The following is an 18,157-nucleotide window of genomic DNA, read 5'->3' on the forward strand; positions in this document are numbered from 1 at the left end:
CAAGAATGGATTATCTAAAAGCTGTACTTAACAGTGATAAAGATAAAGAAATAAAAAATCTAAAAATACTTATTGACACTGGTAAAAAATTAAATAAAGATACTAGTAAGTATCAAAGTGAATTAAATAAATACAATAAACAAACAAAAAAACATATCAAAATTGAACCTATTAAAGTTGAAAAACCTAAGAAAATAGAAAAACCAAAAAATATTACAAAAGCAAAAATTTCAAAAAAAATACAAGAAAAAACAGAAAACTTCAAATACACAATTAAATCTGTTGAATCAAAAAACAATATGGTTATTATTGATTTTAAAACAAAAGTTTCAAAAAGCTATATTAAATTTTTCGAACAAAAAGTAAAATCAGGATTCCAAGACGTATATGATATAAAAGGTAGTTTTAAAGATGCCTACCCTACTAAACTAAGTATAAATGGTGTAAAACAAATTGTTATTAAACAAGAAACGTCAAATACACTTAGAATATTATTTGAAGATAAATACAATTTAAAAACAGTTTACTTTTTTGTAAATGATAAAAGATTAATTTTAAAAGTACTAGACACAAAAAATAAAGCTAATACAAGTACTGCAAAAACTATTGCGAAAAAACCTAAGAAAGTACAATATAGACCAGGTCTTAACAAAGTAGTTGTAATTGATGCGGGACATGGGGGAAAAGATCCAGGTGGAATTGGTCCTAAAAAAAGATATGAAAAAGTTGTAGTATTCAAAGTAGCAAAATACTTAGAATCTCACTTGAAAAAAAGAGGATATAAAGTATATCTTACAAGAAATACAGACAAATATCTAAAGGTTAGAAATAGAACTGTCTTAGCAAATAAAAAGAAAGCTGATATCTTTATTTCTATTCATGCAAACGCAATAGGAAAAGCAAAAGCAAATAAACTAGAAGGAATAGAAACCTTTTTCTTAAGTCCAGCAAGAAGTGAAAGAGCAAAAAGAGTTGCAGCAAAAGAGAATGGTTCAGATGTTAGAAAGATGAGTGGTTCGACAAAAAGAGCCTTCTTAGAATCACTAAATAGACCAAGAATTACTGCTTCACATAAACTATCAATAGATATTCAAAGAAATATGCTATTTAATGCAAGAAAAGTCTATAAAAAAGTTGTTGATGGTGGAGTTAGAGAAGGACCATTTTGGGTTCTTGTTGGAGCACAAATGCCATCTGTTTTAATTGAGCTTGGATATATTACTCATCCAGAAGAATCAAGAAGACTATATCAAACTAAATATCAAAAAGCACTAGCAAATGGTATTGCTAATGGTGTTGATTCATATTTTCTAAAAAACCCTTAATCTTAGAGATTAATTGAGATTGTTTTTTCTTTATCTTAGGAAGTTCACTTATATCAAAGAACTTAACCTTTGAGTTTTCCCAAGAAAGATAACTCTCTATGAGTTTATCTTTTGTAAAGTATGAGTCAATATTATCTATCTTATTAGCATTTACAATCCAAATACCAATATCTTTTTCATCATTTTCTTGAGAGAAGTATTTTTCAAAAAGATAAGTTTGGACATTTATCCCACACTCTTCTTTAAACTCTCTTTTTGCACACTCTTTTGCATTTTCACCTTTTAAGATAACACCCTTTAAGCACCCCCATCTATCAAGGCTCTTTACTGACTTACAAAGTAGAACTTTTATACTCTTATTTTCTATTTTATATAATAAAATTCCATATGCTTTAATTTTACCCATTCTTCTTTCTCTTCTTATAAATAATATATGTACTACTAAACCACAAGAATAAAGGTAATAACAACGATAATTCTGGCTTAATTACACCACTATTTGAGAATTTATATAGCATAAAAAAGAATCCCCAAATAACTAATGTACCAAATATTGTTAATGATGTATAACTGCCCACATTAAAAAATCTTCGATTTAAAGAAGTATATATAAATATTATCATAATTAAAGGTAAAATAAAAAATGGTATAAATAGTTCATAATAAATTGCTGCTCTGATTTTATCAGTATTTACACCTTGTTTTTCTAATAAAGAAAGAGCTGAAACTGCATCCATAATAGAGAAGTTTGATTTCTCTTCATATACATTGTCAAGAATCTTAGGCTTAAACCCTTCTAGAGTATTTAAAAACTTCTCATATCTAACTTCTAATTTTGAAGTTTCAAAGTTCATCTCTTTTGGTTTTTTAACTATTTTTGCATCAACTACATACCATTTATTATTTTGGAAATATGCTTTTTTTGCAATAATTGTTTCTACTAAATCTCTATCTTCAACTTTATAAATATGAATATCTTCTGCTTCTTTTCTTAAAGGATGAAGCTTTTTAAAGTAGATAAAATTGTTGTCATATTTTAAGAAAATATCTGATTTTGTACTTGAGAAATAGTTTCCATCAAGTATCTTTTTCTTTTGTTCATAAGAATATGCTAGAGGAGTTGTTTGAATAGCAATTAAAATAGTTAATAAAATAAAAGAGATTATAACTACAGGTAAATAGATATTAACTCTTTTTGCTCCTAAAGATGAAAAAGCAACTAATTCATTGTTTCTAACAAAGATTACTAAAGTAACAATCCACCCAAATACTAAAGAGAGTGGTAAAGTTAATGTTAGTGTAAAAAAACTATTATACATAAGATATAAAAGTTGCAAGTTGGCAGAATCAGGTAAGTCTTTTGAATTTTGTAAAAAGTCCATTCCCACAAAAAATAGTTGTAGGGACATTAGTACAATAATAAAATTAATTAGGTATTTTCTTAGAATATATTTTGTTATTATGCTCATATTATTATTTCAATGTAAATTTAGATTTTACTTCGTCAATTTCTTCACTTTTTAGTGCTTCAATTGCCTTAATAGTATGAGTGATTATACCTTCTAATTTATTTAATTCCTCTTTTGAAAAGTTCGATAATACATAATTTGCAACTTGAGATTTATCTTCTGGTTTTCCTATACCAATTCTTACTCGAATATAGTCTTTACCAATATGTGAATCTAATGACCTTAATCCATTGTGTCCACCATGACCACCACCTACTTTGAACTTTACAGTTCCAAATGGTAAATCTAAATCATCATGAATAACAATTATGTCTTCCATATCAATTTTATAATAATCTTTGATAGCAACAACTGCTTGTCCAGAGTTGTTCATATAAGTTGTTGGTTTAACATATAAGTTATAACCAGCTTTTAAAACATCAGCTTTGAAGTTTGATTTATTTATATTTGAAGATTGTAGGTTTTTAGTTATTTCATCAATAACTAAAAAACCTACATTGTGCCTAGTTAATTGGTATTGTTCACCAATATTGCCAAGACCTACTATTAAATGCATTATTAACCTAAGATTACTTAGCTTTAATTACACCTACAACTGGTACTCTTGGATCTAAGAAACATTGAACACCTTCTGGTAATACTAAGTCTCTAACTAGAATGTTATCACCAGTATCAAGATCAGAAATTTCTAAATGGAAAGACTCTGGTAAGTTTTCAATTGTAGATTTAACTGGAACTCTTTTCTTGTGATAAATGAATAGACCTTTGTTTTTAAGACCTTTTGGTGTACCTTCTACAGTTACTGGAACTTTATAAGTAGTTTTAACACCTGGTTGTGCAACCATTAAATCAACATGTAATAAATCAGAAGTGATTGGACATTTTTGATATTCTTGTACTACAACTTTGATTTGATTTCCACCAACGTTTACATCAAATGCAAGTGTTGATTTATTTCTTAAAAATTTAATGAATTCATTCTTTTTGAATGCTGCATTAACGTTTTCTAAACCTTTTCCGTAGATATTTGCAATTAAGAAACCATCTCTTCTTAAAGTTTTAGTTGCTTGTTTTGTCATACTATCTCTTACGATACCCTCTAACATAACATTTCCTTTGTTTTAAATTTTGAACGCGAATTCTACTTAAAATTATATTAAGATTTGTTTAAGAAGCTTATTTTATATTTTTTATGTAGTAGTATAATGATTTTAACTCTTCATTTGTCATAAAATATGTTGGCATAACTTTTGATTCTGTTTTATCAGATCTTAATTTATCTAAAAAAACTTCAAAGCTTACATTATTTATAGCAGGCGCTACAATTTTTTTCTCAACTAGTTTTTTTGTTTTCTTATCGAACTCTTTATATTTTGCTATTACAACTGGTTTGTTTCCTTTTCCATGACATTTTATACACCCTACTCCCCTAGGATTTTCGTATAACATCGCTCCATATTCAAACCTAGTTATAAATGAATTATCTAAACCATTTGCAAAGATAAAACTTGTCATAACTAAAACAAAAGATATAAACTTCAATATAAGCCTTTATTATGTAATTCTATATTAAAAAGATTTTAGATATTATACTAGCTTAAAATTAAATAGATATGAGGCTATAACCCAATGACACTACTTGATGGAAAAGCATTATCAAATAAAATCAAAGAAGAAGTAAGAGTTGAAGTTGAAAAACTTAAAAATGAACAAAATATCACTCCAGGACTAGCTGTAGTTCTAGTTGGTGATGACGCGGCAAGTGCAACTTATGTAAATAGTAAGCATAAATCATGTGAAGCTGCTGGTATTTATTCAGAAGTTCATACAAGAGATTCTTCAACAACTCAAGAAGAGTTACTAGAATTAATTGAAAAAATGAACAATGACCCAAAACTTGATGGTATTTTAGTTCAATTACCATTACCAAAACATATTGACACTACAACTGTTTTAGAAGCGATTAATCCTTTAAAAGACGTAGATGGATTCCACCCATACAATGTAGGAAGAATGGTTTCAAACTTAGATTCATTTTTACCTGCAACACCATTTGGTGTAATGAGAATGTTCGAAGAGTATGGTATTGAACTATCTGGAAAAAATGCAGTTGTGATTGGTTCATCTGATATTGTTGGAAAACCAATGGCATCACTTTTAATCAATGCAAAAGCTACAGTTACAGTTTGTAACTCTAGAACAAAAGACTTAAGCGCTCATACAAAAGCTGCTGATATTGTAATTATTGCTGTTGGTGTTCCTCACTTACTAAAAGGTGATATGTTAAAAGAAGGCGCAGTTGTTATTGATGTAGGTATCAATAGACTTGACACTGGTAAACTAACTGGTGATGCTGACTTTGAAGATTGTAAAGAAAAATGTACACATATTACTCCTGTTCCAGGTGGAGTTGGACCAATGACTATTGGTATGCTTCTAAAAAACACACTTAAAGCTGCATACCAAAGAGACAAAAGAGAAAGTAAATAATGCTAAGAAAACTATATAACTGGTCCTCTTCTTGGACTGGTACAATTGTAATTGTATTAACAATTATATTTTTTGTTGCACAAGCATTTGTTATTCCAAGTGGAAGTATGAAAAATACTCTTCTTATTGGTGATATGCTTTTTGTTAAAAAGTTTTCTTATGGTATTCCAGTTCCAAGAATTCCTTGGATTGAAGTACAAGTATTACCTGATTTTAAAGGAAATGGTCACTTAATTGAAGGTGATAGACCTAAAAGAGGTGATATTGTTGTATTTAGATACCCAAATAATGATAACATTCACTATGTAAAAAGAGCAGTTGCTCTTCCTGGTGATATTATTGCACTAAAAGAAAAACATCTATTTTTACACCCCAGAGAAGGTAATGATTTCGTAAGGGAAAACTATCCAAAAGAAAAAATTATTGAAACTGGTGGAAAACTTTTTGTAGTAGATCCATATAGAGAAGAACACCCAGGGATTCATAATGACCCAAGTGTAAAAAGAGACGGATTACAACCCTATCAACTATTTGATATGATGCCTATTAAAATCCCAGAAGATGAGTTCTTCATGATGGGTGATAATAGAGACCACTCAAATGACTCTAGATTTTGGGGAACTGTTAACTATAAATTTATAGTAGGAAAACCTTGGTTTATCTATTTTTCTTGGGATGAAAACAAAGAAGTTAGATGGGACAGAGTATTTAGAACAGTAGAGTCTTTAGAAGAAGACATGCATGGAAAAGAGTTAGAAATTAATCACGAAAAAGGAATATACTAAATGAAATACTTTATTGCAGCAGATCACGCAGGTATTGATTTTAAAGCTTATGTAAAAGAGCTATTTGAAGCAAGAGGACACGAAGTAATTGACTTAGGACCAAATACAAAAGATAGAGTTGATTATCCAGACTTTGCAGCAAAACTATGTAAAGAAGTATTAGCAAATGAAAATAGCAAAGGTGTTTTAATTTGTGGTTCAGGAATTGGAATGTCAATGGCAGCAAATAAATTTGATGGAATTAGAGCTGCACTTTGTCACAATGAATACTCTGCAAAAATGGCAAGAGAGCACAATGATGCAAATGTACTTTGTTTAGGTGAGAGAGTTTCAGGTCCTGGAATGATTGAATCAATTATTGATGCATGGAATTCATCTTCTTTTGAAGGTGGAAGACATGAAGGTAGAGTTGAAAAAATAAACAACCTATTTGGTTCTTGTAGAGTATAAAAAATGCATGAGCCTTGGGTAGCCTATGTTGTCGTCGGTGTGGTCGTCGCACTGATGATGCTAGGAAAAAAAATGATCTTCTTTGGCGATGACTCAAAAAACAAAAAGGATGATTGATGATAAATCCAAAAATAATTGATTATATCTTCTCTTCTGCATCTATTCAAAGATGGAACGACTACCCAAGAATGGTTGAGCTTGTAGAGCTTGACAAACAAGCCCACAAATTTATTATCGCTTACTTTATCGCAAAATTTGAAAAAGACATAAATTATACTCACTTAATAGAAGCTGGTGTTTTTGAATTCCTTAGACGTGTTGTTGTTACAGATATAAGACCTGATGTTTTTAGAAATGCTTTACAAAAAAGAGCAAAAGAGATTAACTCTTGGGTAATTGCAAATTTAAAAGACTCTTTACAAAATATAGATAATGGTATTTTTCTTCAAAAATTTGAAGACTATTTAAACAACCCTAATATGTATAAAAAAGAGAGATTTATATTAAAAGCAGCATCATACCTTTCTACTAAGTGGGAGTTTTCTATTGTATATCAAACTTCACAATTTCTTTCAGATATTGAAGATGTTAAAAAAAGTGTAGAAGAAGAGATTGAGGACTATTATGAATTAATTGGTGTTAGAAAAATTGCACTAAATAAAAAGCTTGCAAAAATAGTTGACTTAAGTGGAAGACTAAGGTTTCAAAAAAGATGGGCACAAACTCCAAGGGTTCCAGAAACTTCTGTATTAGGTCATATGCTTACTGTTGCTATTTTTTCTTACTTTTACTCACTTGAAGTAAATGCTTGTGACAAAAGATTAGAAAACAACTTCTTCGTTTCTCTTTTCCATGATTTACCAGAAGCCTTAACTAGAGATATAATTACTCCTGTAAAATATTCTGTTGATGATTTATCAGATATTATTGCTGAGTATGAAATCAAAAAAATCAATGATGAAATTTTACCAAATATTCCAGACTCTATTCATGATGAATTTTGCTACATACTTGGAATGTTTGAAGAACATAAAGATGAGTTTGAAAATAGAATCTATGAAGATGGAAAATCAAAACTTGTTGATGATGTATCAAAATATAATATGGATAAATACAATGCAATTGATGGAGTTGCACTTAAGCAGTGTGATAAACTTTCTGCCTTTGTTGAAGCATCTCTTTCTATCTCCCATGGTATTAAATCAAAAGAGCTAGTAAATGGTAAAAAGCAGATAATGAAATCCTTCAAAAAAGTTCAAGGTGTAGACTTTGAAACAATTGCTAAAAAAATTGATGAAGAGTTCTGTACAACAGGACAAACACAAGTAAGAATGGATTTTGATTAATTTTTATACAAAATTTTTCTAAAAATGATTGACTCTTTTAAAAATATTAGTTACCATCTAATATAAACTTTTTAAAGGAGCTTTCAAATGAGTTTTTTTAACTTCTTTATTTTAAAAATCAACCATACAATTTGTTTCGCTCTTAAAAACTTATATAAAACTATTTATATAAGTAATCACCCTATTAAATTTATTCAAAACTTACTAGTTCAAGAAAAAAGCCTTATTATTATCGCCAGATAGACCCTTCCTACAATTGATTACAATAAAAAAATTAATTGTCTAATGGAATAACTAATTTGCATATTAATTATCAAATTAGAATGGGTCTTTTCAAATACTATAAAACAAATCAAAATTAAAAAAGGATCTAGTATGGCAAATGAAACAATAACTTTTGAAAAAAATGAATCAGAGATTAGAGCATATTGTAGAGCAGTTCCAACTGTATTTAAAAAGTCAAAAAATGCTGTTATGACAGATGAAAATGACAAAGAGTTTGTTGACTTCTTTGCAGGTGCTGGGGTTTTAAACTTTGGGCACAATAATCCTAAAATGCAAGAAGCAATTATAGATTTTATTCAAAGAGATGGAGTAGTTCACTCTTTAGATATGTTTACAGATGTAAAAAGAGAATTCATAGATACTTTTGTTGAAACAATTTTAAAACCGCGGGGTTGGGAAGATAGAAAACTTCAATTTACAGGACCAACAGGAACAAATGCAGTTGAAGGAGCATTGAAACTAGCTAGAAAAGTTACAGGAAGAACAGAAATTGTTGCTTTTAATAGAGGATTTCATGGAATGACACTTGGAGCTTTAGCTTGTACAGCAAATAACGCTTTTAGAAGTAGCTCTGGTGTTCCTTTAACACATGTTATTAGAGATACTTTTAATGATATGGAAGCCTTAGAAAACTTAAGACAAAAAATGTTTGATTTAGCATCAGGAATGCTTCCTCCCGCAGCATTTATTGTGGAGCCTGTTCAAGCAGAAGGTGGTGTTAGAGTTGCTACAAAAGAGTGGTTACAAGGTGTTCAAAAACTAGCAAATGACACAGGTGCACTATTTATTCTTGATAGTATTCAATGTGGTAGTGGAAGATGTGGTAGTTACTTTAGTTTTGATGACCTTGACATTGACCCAGATATTATTATTTTAGCAAAAGGTCTTGGTGGTCTTGGAACTCCTATTGGTATGCTAATTAATAAGCCAGAAGTTGATAAAGCTTGGAGTCCGGGACAACATACTGGAACATTTAGAGGGCAAGGACTATCATTTGTTGCTGGTAAAGTAGGACTTGAATACTTTAAAGATGAAGAGTTTAACAATGAAACAAAAAGAAAAGGAAATATTATTAGAGAAGTTTTAGATGAACTAAACTCTAAATACTCAAAAGTAGTTGATGTAAGACAAAAAGGGATGATGCTTGCAATTGAGTTTGATAGTGCTGATACAGTTAAGGAAATAACTGCAAACTGCTATAAAAATGGCTTAATCATTGCAGCTTGCTCAACGGGAGAGATTATTAAATTTATTCCACCTTTAACAATTGAAGATGATGTTTTAAATGAGGGTCTAAATAGATTTGTTGCTTCAGTAGAAGCAGTTTTAGGATAAAAGCAACTCGTTGCTTCCTTTAGAATTTGTTTCTTTAGATGAGATTTATTCTCATTGCTAAAAGAAAATATAAATAAATTTAGGTCCCTTAAAAACTGGGACATTTTTTAAGGATAGAAAAATGGGATACAGCAATACACACTTTAAATCAATCAATCCATATACACAAGAGACTGTATATGAAATAAAAAAGCATACGCAAGAAGAAGCAAGAGAAATATTAGAAAAAGCCCAAGCTGTTTTTGAAACAACTTGGGAAGATACAAGTTATGAAAAAAGAGCAGAACTTTTAAATGCTGTAGCAAAAGATATGAAAGAAAACCTTGACTACTATGCACTTCCTATGACAGAAGAGATGGGAAAACCTATCAATGAAGCGAGAGGTGAAGTAAACAAAGCTGCATGGGCAGCAGAACACTATGCACAATTTGGTGAGGACTATTTAAAGACTGAATTTTTAGAATCTGATGCAACTGAGAGTTATGTTCAATATCTACCATTAGGTGTAACTTTAGGTATTTTACCGTGGAATGCACCATTTTGGTTAGCATTTAGATATTTAGCACCTGCACTTATGTCTGGAAATGCTTGCGTTATGAAACATGATTCCCACACTCCACTTTGTGCAGTTAGAATCATTGAGGCCTTTGAAAAAGCAGGTGCTCCTAAAAATCTAGTTCAAAACTTAGTAGTAGGACATCAAAGCTTAGAGTCTGTTATTAGAAACCCTATTGTAAAAGGAGTATCTTTAACTGGTTCATCAAAAGCAGGTGCAAGTGTTGGTGCTATAGCAGGAAGTGAAATAAAACCAGTAGTTTTAGAATTAGGTGGAAGTGACCCAGCTATTGTATTAGCTGACACAAGTGATTTAGAAAAAGCTGCTGATACTATTGTTCTTTCTAGATATATTAATGCAGGACAGTCTTGTATTGCAGCAAAAAGAATTATAGTAGAAGAGCCAATCTATGAAGAGTTTATAGAACTTTTAAAAACAAGATTTGAGAAACTTAAACTAGGTGATCCAAAAGATGAATCAACTACTATTGGACCTATTGCAAGGAAAGAGTTAGTTGATGAAATGCACAATCAAGTAGATAGATCTATACAAGCTGGGGCTAGACTTGTTTTAGGAGGACAAAGACATGAAGGTCAAGGCTTCTTCTTCCCTGTAACAATGCTTGTAGATGTGAACCCTGGAATGGTAGTATCATGCCAAGAAACATTTGGACCAATTGCAGCAGTAATAAAAGCAAAAGATGAAAAAGAGGCAATAAAAATAGCAAATGATACAGAGTATGGTCTTGGTGGTTCAATCTGGACAGGAGATGTTGAAAAAGGGAAAAAACTAGCAGGGAAAATTGTTACAGGACAAGTTTCTGTAAATGGCATTGTTAAATCAGACCCTAGACTTCCAAGTGGAGGGGTAAAAAAATCAGGTCTAGGAAAAGAGTTAGGACCACATGGTATTAAGATGTTTGTAAATACTCAACAAGTATGGGTAGGTCCAGTCAAATAGACTTATAATAAAAGGAAAAACTATGCAAGCAAAATTACCTTTTACTAAAAAAGAGTATATTCAAAGAATCAGAAAAGTAAAAGCAATGATGCAACAAAGAAGAATTGATGTTTTACTTGCTACTGACCCAGGGAATATGAACTGGCTTACAGGATATGATGGATGGTCTTTTTATGTTCATCAAGGAGTAATAATCTCCCTTGATGAAGAAGAGCCTATTTGGTTTGGAAGACTTATGGATAGAAATGCAGCCTTAATAAAATGTTATATGAAAGAAGATAATTTATATGGTTATCCTGAAAAATATGTACAAAACCTAGATGAGCACCCAATGACTTGGATTGGAGAAAATATTATCAATAAAAAAGGTTGGGGAAAAGTAAATATTGCTACAGAAAGAGACAACTATTACTATTCAGCAGAAGCACACTTTAGATTAATGGCAACTCTTCCAAATGCAAACTTTATAAATGCAAACAATCTAGTAAATTGGGCAAGGGGCAAAAAGAGTAAAAAAGAGATTGAGTATATGAAAATTGCAGGAAGAATCACTCAAAAAATACATCAAAGAGTTCTTGATATTGTAAGAGTTGGTATTCCTAAAAGTCATGTTGTATCACAAATCTATGAAACAGCAATTGAAGGAGTTGATGGTTTTGGAGGAGACTACCCTTCTATCGTTCCCCTACTTCCATCAGGGCCAGATGCATCAGCTTCTCATATTACATGGGATGATAGACCTTTTAAAAGAAAAGAAGCAACATTTTTTGAGATATCAGGTTGTTATAAAAGGTATCATGCACCAATGTCAAGAACAATTTTTATGGGAAAACCTGAACAAAAGTTTCTTGATGCCCAAAATGCTTTACAAGAAGCTATTCATGCTGGATTAGAAGAAGCAAAGCCAGGAAATAGAACTTGTGACATAGCAAATGCTGTAGACAAGGTAATGAAAAAATTTGGAATAGATAGAAATGGTGCAAGATGTGGCTATCCAATTGGAGTTAGTTATCCACCAGATTGGGGTGAGAGAACTTGCAGTTTAAGAGCTTCAGATTTAACAGTTTTAGAAGCAGGTATGACCTTTCACTTTATGCCAGGAATTTGGCAAGACGATTGGGGAATGGAGATTACGGAGAGTATTCTAATTACAGATGATGGAGTAGAAACACTATGTGATTTTCCAAGAAAGCTATTTATAAAATGATATAATTGGATTAATAAAAAAGGAGTTATTATGTATAAAAATTTTGATGAAGTAATAGATTATGCAATAAATTTTAGACATAATTTACATAAAAACCCTGAATTAAAATGGGAAGAAACCAATACAGCAAAAAATATTAGAGAAGTTTTAGAACAACATGGAATTCCTTTTAAAACCTATGCAACTACAGGAACTGTTGGTTTACTAGCTCAAGATAAAAAAGGACCTCATATTGCTTTAAGAGGAGATATTGATGCCTTGCCTTTAGAAGAGAAAACTGATGTATCTTATAAATCACAAAAGCCTCAATGTATGCATGCTTGTGGACATGATGGACATACAGCTACATTAATAGCTGCTGCAATATGGCTAAAACAAAATGAAGACAAACTTCCAAACCCTGTTTCATTAGTTTTCCAGCCTGCTGAAGAAGGAGGACATGGAGCTAAAAAGATGATTGAAGAAGGTTGTTTAGAAGGTGTTGATATGATATTTGGTTGGCATAATTGGCCAGCTATAAAGTTTGGTCAAGCAGTTTGCCCAGATGGTACAGTTATGGCAGGAAATGGAACTTTTCATATTGATGTAAAAGGAAAAGGTGGACACTCTTCTCAACCTGAAATTTGTAAAGACCCAGTTTTAGCTTCAAGTGCTATAACTATGGCTTTACAACAAATTGTTGCAAGACAAATTGCTCCTCAAGATAGTGTAGTAGTTTCAGTGACATCAATTGACGCAAGAAGTGAGCTTACTACCATTCCTGATAATGCAAAAATAGAAGGAAGTATTAGAGTTCCTACAATTGAGCTAAAACAGTTTGTTTTTGAACAAATAGAAAAAATTACAAAAGATGTAGCAAAATCTTATAATGTAGAAGTTGAAATTGAATTAAGAGATAGATATCAAGCAACAATAAATCATGAAATACAAGCTTCCATGATGAGAGAAGATTTAAAGAAAACTCTTGGTGAAAACTGGCAAAGTAACATCCCTACTCCAATTATGGCGAGTGAAGACTTTAGTTACTACTTAAATACAATCCCTGGTGCTTTTGCACTTATTGGAAGTGATGATGGAGTAGAGAAACATCAAAAACCTTGTCACAATGTATATTATGACTTTAATGATAAGCTTATAAAACCAGCTAGTACTACACTTATGAGACTAGCTAATTTTGATATTAATTAAACTAAGAAGTAAAGCTTCTTAGTTTAAAAAGAGTATTTTAAATTTACGTAAAAATATCTTCCTGGGTCATTAATAAGAGTTTGTTCTCCTGCTGTAGGAATATATTTTATATCTTGGTAAGTATTTGTTGAAGCATATGTTTTGTCAAATAAGTTATCAACACCAAGAGTTAAATTAAAGTTTTTATTTAATTCTCTATCATACTTCATATTTACAACTGCATAACCATCTAAGTTCTGTTCATTTGCTGAACTATCATATTCATTCCAGTTATCAACCGCAATAAGCTCTGTAGTAAACTTAGATACATCTTTTTGATATGTTAAACTTAAGTTCATTTTTAATGGTGGGATTTCTGCTAAATCTTTATCAGCATAATTACCATCTTTTTTACCTCTTTGATAAGCTAATCCATAATCTAAAATAAACTCATCATTTAATAAATAGTACCCATTTACACTTGTACCATAAATTTTTGCATCAATATTTTCAAAAACTCCTGCTCCCATATTATAAATATAGTCATCAAGTTTTGAATAGAATAGTTTAGTTTTTACATTAAAATCACCAATAGTTTTTTCAAATCCTAAATCTATTTCATAGTTTTTTGTAGCTTCTAAATCATGATTTGTTGAACCATAATATAACTCTCTTGCATCTGGAACCCTTGAAGATTTACCAATACCTGCAAAGATTTTAGTATCTTTATCAAGATTATAAATAGAGAAAATATGTCCATTTAATTCATTATAGTCTCTATCTGTTTTAGACGAATCAGTAACATCAATTTCAGTATCATCGTATCTTGCACCTACTTCTAAATCAAGTGCTCCAAATGATTTTTTGAAAGAAGAGAACATTGCAATATTTCTTGTATCAGTTGATGATAGTGAAGTACTATCCATAGTACCTGTAGAGTTATACATTCTACCTCTCCAGTTTCTTGTACTTGTATCAAGTCCAACTAATAATTCACCATTTGCAATATCTAACTTATTTTTTAGTTTTGTTCCCCAAATTGAAGATTTCATATGATTAGTCATAATTGCCATAGGAGGCATCATTCCACTTGTTCTATTTCTTAAAGCTGTACTCATTGGGTGGTCAACTTTTGAGTAGTAGTATTCTAAGTTTAACTCTTTTGAATATTCTCCTAGATTTCTTTTCGTATAATCAAATGTATAAATATCTGAATCATCATAATCTGCATCCATTGGAGTATTTGGATATAAAACATTATCACTTCTATTTGCAGTGTATGATACTGTTATCTCAGAAGAATCATCAATATTAAAAATTGCTTTTGTAAGAATAGTCTCTTTCTCATAAGCTTCAATATCATCACTTTTATATCTATTTGCAACAGGAACATTTTTTTCAATTTGTTGCTCTAAAAAGTCATTACCATCACCATCTTTATATTGGTCTGATTCTTCTTTTGAAGCTGACAATAAAAGTTTTACATGTTCATTTCCACCACTAACAGTAAATGAACCTTTTTTATAACCATAACTTCCTAGGTTTAGATTAACTTCACCACTTAGCTTTTCACTTGGTTCTTTTGTTTTAACTTTAACTAAACCACTTAATGTTCCAAAGTTTTCAATATCATAAGGACCTTCAATTACTTCTACAGTTTCTATATTATTTGTTAGTACATGAGAAGTTGCAGGGTCCATTCTATTTGGACATGCTCCATAAATCTTACTATCATCAATTAGTATATTGATATTATCTTTTTTTGCACCTCTTAAAATAATATCATTTGCAATACCACTTCTTCTTACTAAACTTATAGAAGGAACTTTTTTTGTAAGTGTTTCTGCTAAGTCAGCAGATTTTATTTGTTCACTACTAATATTATTTACAACCTTTTTATTAACTTTTTCAGAAACTTCAACTAAAGGTAGGTCAATAGTTTCATTAGCAAGTAAAGATAATGTACAAGCCATAGATAAAGAAATAATCTTTTTCATTTAACGTCCTTGAATTTTTTTATTATTCTAATCTGCCTGTGTTAATTAATTGTTAAACTTTATATAGTTTTAAGAAAAGACTTAAAAACTTTTTTTATTTTTTTTTATGATATACTTCCACAAAGGATTTTTATGGCTAAAATTACACTTGATATTGATGAAAAAAATGTAAAAACTGTAATGAATATTTTAGATAATTTAAAAGATGGACTTATAAATAATATCTCGACAAATAGACAATATAATACTGCAAAACCAGTATCTAGCTCTATTGATAAAACATCGAAGAAAGCACCCTCACCAAATAAATATTTAAGTCCTAGTGAATTTAAAAACAGACTAAAAGGAAACTAATTATGCAAATAATGTTAATAGCAATTTTATTTATTGTTTTAGTAGCTTATGTAATCTATAAAGTAAATGGAAAATTTGAAGGAAAAGAGTTCGGTATTCTAATTGCTGTTTTAGTTTTAAGTGGTATTCTAACTTATGCTTTAATAGAAGACAAAAAACAAGAAGTTCCAGAAGTTTTTAAAACAAAATATGAAAAAACACATGAGGTTAAAATCTCTAAGTTTTCATATGAAAGATTAAATAATAAAATGGTTTCTTCAAAAACTAACTTTATATATGATTTTGACTTTATTACTTTAAAAGACGGCAAAGAGTACCTTTGTAGTGTAAAAAATGTTAAAGTAGTAAAAATAGAAGATGAATTTGTATTTGAAAACTTTGACAAACTAGATGAAAAGTGTACAAAGAAATAGTAAATGTCACTAGAAAAAAAGTTTTTAAATAATATTAAAAAAACAACTTCTCAATTAAAAACTATTCCTTCACATAAAATGGATAGTGACTATAAAGCCTTGAAAAAAGCTTTTGATATTGCTTATGAAAATGAGCTTTTCTCTTTTCATAAATATCCTAGCCATAGCCCTGAACTACTAAAGTTCAGACTATTTAGAAAAATCACACCCTACTCTGGTTCTTTATCTTTTTTAGCTATTCAAATACTTGCAGCAAATGCAATTATGACAAAAAATAATTTTAAAAGAAAAGAACACTTCTTTAAAAAGAAATGTGGTATTTCTATAAACCACTTAAGAGATAATAAAACTGTTGTAAGTGCAAAGAAATGTCAAGGTGGATATAAATTAAATGGTAAGCTCACATGGGCAAGTGGATACAAAATATTTGATAAACTGCTAATTGGTTTTCATTATGATAATAAAGAGTATGAAGTTCTTGCAAAATTCAAAAAGAAAAAGGGGTTTAATATAGTTGAAGCCCCTGAGACTTTTGTAGGCTACTCTTTAAATACGGTAAATATAGAATTAAAAGACTTTTTCGTAAAAGAAGAAAATATAGTTTCATCTCATGAAATAGGACACTATACAAAAAATAAATCTCTATCAAAAACTGTTCATTATGCTCTTTATGGAGTTGCGTTAGGTGCTATTGAAAATATTGAAAATGAAAAATTGAAAAAAGAGTCTAAAAAAAGAATAAATAAACTAAAAGATGCTTTTATTGAAACACAAAATGGAGCCTATTTAGACCAAATTAGAATTGATTTATTTAACACAATTCAAGATATCATTACAACAGCTATGATTTTAAATGGTGGGAAGTCTATTTTAATAGAAAAGAATCTTCAAAGATTTTATAGAGAGATTATAATGTTTAATTCAAATGGATTAAACTCACATATCAAAAATCTATTTTTAGAGAAGTTCATCTAAAAATAGATTACTGACCTCCTCCAACATCTGCTGCTAACTCATCATGTAAATCTTCTGTTTTAGGATTTGTGTCAAACTTCTCTTTTACTTTTGTTAAAGTATTGATAATACTATCAATATTTTCATAGGGAACTTCAACTTGTCCAGTTATTCTATCATTCTCTAAAATTTCAATCTTAACAATAGAGTCACTAAACTCACCATAAGGTTTTTCCACATAATAAAGATTAATTGAATCTTTTTTAAAATGGTGTGCTAATCTAATAGAATCTAATTTTGTAACTGTTTTCATAATCAACTCCTTTTTTGGAATTAATTAATAATAACAGTTATAATAAAATTTGTAAATAAAATAAAAAAACTAATTTTTTCTTTTATTATTGTGGTTTAAAAGACTTTGTTGTTTTGCATACATGGGGAAATAAACAATTATCGCAATCAGGACTTAATGCTTTACATGTATATCTTCCAAATAAAACCATTGCCTGATGAAAAATATGTAAATCATCTTTTAATTTCTTTACTAAATCAGCTTCTGTTTTCTCAACTGTTTTTTCATATGAAAGTCCAAGTCTATGAGAAACTCTAAATACATGAGTATCTACAGCCATTAAATTTGCACCCTCAAACTCAATCATAAACACATTAGCAGTTTTATTTCCTACACCAGCAAGTTTGATAAGCTCTTTTTGATTATGTGGAATATCTCCATCATAATCAGCAATAACACTTTGTGCCATTTTTATGATATTTTTTGCTTTATTATTAAAAAAAGAACAAGTTTTAAGTAACTCCTTTACATCATCTAAAGAAGCTGCAGCTAGAGAAAAAACATCAGGATACTTTTCAAATAAAGCTGGAGTAATAATATTTACTCTTTTATCAGTACATTGTGCTGAAAGAATAATAGCTATTAATAACTCATAGTCATTTTTATATTCTAACTCAGTAACAGCACCTGAATATTTTTCTTGGAATGCTTCTTTAATAATTTGTATCTCTTCTTTTGTTGCTTTTTTAAGTCTTGGCAATTTTTTCTTCCT

20 protein-coding genes are annotated in these 18,157 nt (G+C 29.9%); 12 read left to right on the forward strand and 8 right to left on the reverse strand.

Features of this window, described 5'->3' with window-relative positions; genetic code table 11:
* Nucleotides 1–5: 5 nt before the first annotated feature.
* Nucleotides 6–1,325, forward strand: a complete 1,320-nt coding sequence (locus tag CRV02_RS10030) for an N-acetylmuramoyl-L-alanine amidase (protein ID WP_129090219.1) — start codon at nucleotides 6–8, stop codon at nucleotides 1,323–1,325.
* Here the strand turns inward: CRV02_RS10030 and CRV02_RS10035 are convergent.
* The 5 genes from CRV02_RS10035 to CRV02_RS10055 form a co-directional block, all read right to left on the reverse strand.
* Nucleotides 1,288–1,731 (reverse strand): NUDIX domain-containing protein, encoded by a 444-nt coding sequence (locus CRV02_RS10035; RefSeq protein ID WP_129090220.1) that lies wholly within the window; start codon nucleotides 1,729–1,731, stop codon nucleotides 1,288–1,290. The two genes, CRV02_RS10030 and CRV02_RS10035, sit on opposite strands and share 38 nt — an antisense overlap.
* Nucleotides 1,724–2,794 carry an LptF/LptG family permease gene (locus CRV02_RS10040; protein WP_129090221.1) on the reverse strand — a complete coding sequence of 357 codons (1,071 nt, stop codon included), beginning with the start codon at nucleotides 2,792–2,794 and terminating at the stop codon, nucleotides 1,724–1,726. The genes CRV02_RS10035 and CRV02_RS10040 overlap by 8 nt, the downstream gene beginning before the upstream one ends.
* A gap of 4 nt (nucleotides 2,795–2,798) precedes the next feature.
* Nucleotides 2,799–3,350 carry an aminoacyl-tRNA hydrolase gene (gene pth, locus CRV02_RS10045; protein ID WP_129090222.1) on the reverse strand — a complete coding sequence of 184 codons (552 nt, stop codon included), beginning with the start codon at nucleotides 3,348–3,350 and terminating at the stop codon, nucleotides 2,799–2,801.
* A 13-nt stretch (nucleotides 3,351–3,363) separates the two neighbouring features.
* Entirely contained in the window at nucleotides 3,364–3,900 is a 537-nt protein-coding gene (locus tag CRV02_RS10050) for a 50S ribosomal protein L25/general stress protein Ctc (protein ID WP_129090223.1), read from the reverse strand.
* Between the two features lie 70 nt (nucleotides 3,901–3,970).
* The gene (locus CRV02_RS10055) at nucleotides 3,971–4,336 is read right to left on the reverse strand and encodes a c-type cytochrome (RefSeq protein ID WP_258239099.1); all 366 of its coding nucleotides are present in this window, start codon (nucleotides 4,334–4,336) and stop codon (nucleotides 3,971–3,973) included.
* A gap of 87 nt (nucleotides 4,337–4,423) precedes the next feature.
* On the opposite strand from CRV02_RS10055, the gene folD reads away from it, so the two are divergent.
* The 8 genes from folD (at nucleotide 4,424) to doeB2 (ending at nucleotide 13,396) form a co-directional block, all read left to right on the forward strand.
* A complete protein-coding gene (gene folD, locus CRV02_RS10060) occupies nucleotides 4,424–5,284 on the forward strand; it encodes a bifunctional methylenetetrahydrofolate dehydrogenase/methenyltetrahydrofolate cyclohydrolase FolD (protein WP_129090224.1) in 861 nt (286 codons plus the stop codon).
* Complete coding sequence (gene lepB / locus CRV02_RS10065; protein WP_129090225.1) at nucleotides 5,284–6,069, forward strand: signal peptidase I; 786 nt, start codon at nucleotides 5,284–5,286, stop codon at nucleotides 6,067–6,069. Before folD ends, lepB begins: the two co-directional genes overlap by 1 nt.
* Nucleotides 6,070–6,519: a ribose 5-phosphate isomerase B gene (gene rpiB, locus CRV02_RS10070; protein WP_129085625.1), complete on the forward strand. Its 450-nt coding sequence runs from the start codon at nucleotides 6,070–6,072 to the stop codon at nucleotides 6,517–6,519. It begins immediately after the preceding gene.
* Between the two features lie 116 nt (nucleotides 6,520–6,635).
* The gene (locus tag CRV02_RS10075) at nucleotides 6,636–7,865 is read left to right on the forward strand and encodes an HD domain-containing protein (protein ID WP_129090226.1); all 1,230 of its coding nucleotides are present in this window, start codon (nucleotides 6,636–6,638) and stop codon (nucleotides 7,863–7,865) included.
* Between the two features lie 375 nt (nucleotides 7,866–8,240).
* Nucleotides 8,241–9,485, forward strand: coding sequence for a diaminobutyrate--2-oxoglutarate transaminase (locus CRV02_RS10080; RefSeq protein ID WP_129090227.1), 1,245 nt, complete (start codon nucleotides 8,241–8,243; stop codon nucleotides 9,483–9,485).
* Nucleotides 9,486–9,606: 121 nt separating this feature from the next.
* Nucleotides 9,607–11,001, forward strand: coding sequence for an NAD-dependent succinate-semialdehyde dehydrogenase (locus CRV02_RS10085; protein WP_129090228.1), 1,395 nt, complete (start codon nucleotides 9,607–9,609; stop codon nucleotides 10,999–11,001).
* Nucleotides 11,002–11,023: 22 nt separating this feature from the next.
* Nucleotides 11,024–12,208, forward strand: a complete 1,185-nt coding sequence (locus CRV02_RS10090) for a M24 family metallopeptidase (protein ID WP_129085629.1) — start codon at nucleotides 11,024–11,026, stop codon at nucleotides 12,206–12,208.
* Nucleotides 12,209–12,238: 30 nt separating this feature from the next.
* Nucleotides 12,239–13,396: a N(2)-acetyl-L-2,4-diaminobutanoate deacetylase DoeB2 gene (gene doeB2 / locus CRV02_RS10095; protein ID WP_129090229.1), complete on the forward strand. Its 1,158-nt coding sequence runs from the start codon at nucleotides 12,239–12,241 to the stop codon at nucleotides 13,394–13,396.
* Nucleotides 13,397–13,419: 23 nt separating this feature from the next.
* Here the strand turns inward: doeB2 and CRV02_RS10100 are convergent, their stop codons facing one another.
* Nucleotides 13,420–15,372 (reverse strand): TonB-dependent receptor, encoded by a 1,953-nt coding sequence (locus CRV02_RS10100; RefSeq protein ID WP_129090230.1) that lies wholly within the window; start codon nucleotides 15,370–15,372, stop codon nucleotides 13,420–13,422.
* A 132-nt stretch (nucleotides 15,373–15,504) separates the two neighbouring features.
* Between CRV02_RS10100 and CRV02_RS10105 the strand changes: the two genes are divergently transcribed.
* Genes CRV02_RS10105 through CRV02_RS10115 form a run of 3 tightly spaced genes read left to right on the forward strand, consistent with a single transcriptional unit; the run spans nucleotide 15,505 to nucleotide 17,114 of the window.
* Nucleotides 15,505–15,726 carry a hypothetical protein gene (locus tag CRV02_RS10105; protein WP_129090231.1) on the forward strand — a complete coding sequence of 74 codons (222 nt, stop codon included), beginning with the start codon at nucleotides 15,505–15,507 and terminating at the stop codon, nucleotides 15,724–15,726.
* Nucleotides 15,727–15,728: 2 nt separating this feature from the next.
* On the forward strand, nucleotides 15,729–16,139 hold the full coding sequence (locus CRV02_RS10110) for a hypothetical protein (RefSeq protein ID WP_129090232.1): 411 nt from the start codon (nucleotides 15,729–15,731) through the stop codon (nucleotides 16,137–16,139).
* 3 nt (nucleotides 16,140–16,142) lie between these two features.
* Nucleotides 16,143–17,114, forward strand: coding sequence for a hypothetical protein (locus CRV02_RS10115; RefSeq protein WP_129090233.1), 972 nt, complete (start codon nucleotides 16,143–16,145; stop codon nucleotides 17,112–17,114).
* Between the two features lie 7 nt (nucleotides 17,115–17,121).
* On the opposite strand, the gene CRV02_RS10120 is transcribed toward CRV02_RS10115, so the two are convergent.
* Nucleotides 17,122–17,406, reverse strand: coding sequence for a hypothetical protein (locus CRV02_RS10120; protein ID WP_129090234.1), 285 nt, complete (start codon nucleotides 17,404–17,406; stop codon nucleotides 17,122–17,124).
* 85 nt (nucleotides 17,407–17,491) lie between these two features.
* Complete coding sequence (nth, locus tag CRV02_RS10125; protein ID WP_129090235.1) at nucleotides 17,492–18,145, reverse strand: endonuclease III; 654 nt, start codon at nucleotides 18,143–18,145, stop codon at nucleotides 17,492–17,494.
* Nucleotides 18,146–18,157: the final 12 nt, after the last annotated feature.

It is taken from the genome of Arcobacter sp. CECT 8989 (assembly GCF_004116715.1).
Lineage (GTDB): Bacteria > Campylobacterota > Campylobacteria > Campylobacterales > Arcobacteraceae > Halarcobacter.

Excerpts from the sequence above, each read along its gene's own strand:
- doeB2 (WP_129090229.1), top strand. The coding sequence starts at position 12,239 with ATGTATAAAAATTTTGATGAAGTAATAGATTATGCAATAAATTTTAGA.
- CRV02_RS10075 (WP_129090226.1), top strand. The coding sequence starts at position 6,636 with ATGATAAATCCAAAAATAATTGATTATATCTTCTCTTCTGCATCTATT.
- CRV02_RS10110 (WP_129090232.1), top strand. The coding sequence starts at position 15,729 with ATGCAAATAATGTTAATAGCAATTTTATTTATTGTTTTAGTAGCTTAT.
- CRV02_RS10050 (WP_129090223.1), bottom strand. The coding sequence starts at position 3,900 with ATGTTAGAGGGTATCGTAAGAGATAGTATGACAAAACAAGCAACTAAA.
- CRV02_RS10090 (WP_129085629.1), top strand. The coding sequence starts at position 11,024 with ATGCAAGCAAAATTACCTTTTACTAAAAAAGAGTATATTCAAAGAATC.
- pth (WP_129090222.1), bottom strand. The coding sequence starts at position 3,350 with ATGCATTTAATAGTAGGTCTTGGCAATATTGGTGAACAATACCAATTA.
- rpiB (WP_129085625.1), top strand. The coding sequence starts at position 6,070 with ATGAAATACTTTATTGCAGCAGATCACGCAGGTATTGATTTTAAAGCT.
- CRV02_RS10080 (WP_129090227.1), top strand. The coding sequence starts at position 8,241 with ATGGCAAATGAAACAATAACTTTTGAAAAAAATGAATCAGAGATTAGA.
- CRV02_RS10040 (WP_129090221.1), bottom strand. The coding sequence starts at position 2,794 with ATGAGCATAATAACAAAATATATTCTAAGAAAATACCTAATTAATTTT.
- CRV02_RS10030 (WP_129090219.1), top strand. The coding sequence starts at position 6 with ATGGATTATCTAAAAGCTGTACTTAACAGTGATAAAGATAAAGAAATA.
- CRV02_RS10115 (WP_129090233.1), top strand. The coding sequence starts at position 16,143 with ATGTCACTAGAAAAAAAGTTTTTAAATAATATTAAAAAAACAACTTCT.
- folD (WP_129090224.1), top strand. The coding sequence starts at position 4,424 with ATGACACTACTTGATGGAAAAGCATTATCAAATAAAATCAAAGAAGAA.
- CRV02_RS10120 (WP_129090234.1), bottom strand. The coding sequence starts at position 17,406 with ATGAAAACAGTTACAAAATTAGATTCTATTAGATTAGCACACCATTTT.
- CRV02_RS10100 (WP_129090230.1), bottom strand. The coding sequence starts at position 15,372 with ATGAAAAAGATTATTTCTTTATCTATGGCTTGTACATTATCTTTACTT.
- CRV02_RS10085 (WP_129090228.1), top strand. The coding sequence starts at position 9,607 with ATGGGATACAGCAATACACACTTTAAATCAATCAATCCATATACACAA.
- CRV02_RS10035 (WP_129090220.1), bottom strand. The coding sequence starts at position 1,731 with ATGGGTAAAATTAAAGCATATGGAATTTTATTATATAAAATAGAAAAT.
- CRV02_RS10105 (WP_129090231.1), top strand. The coding sequence starts at position 15,505 with ATGGCTAAAATTACACTTGATATTGATGAAAAAAATGTAAAAACTGTA.
- lepB (WP_129090225.1), top strand. The coding sequence starts at position 5,284 with ATGCTAAGAAAACTATATAACTGGTCCTCTTCTTGGACTGGTACAATT.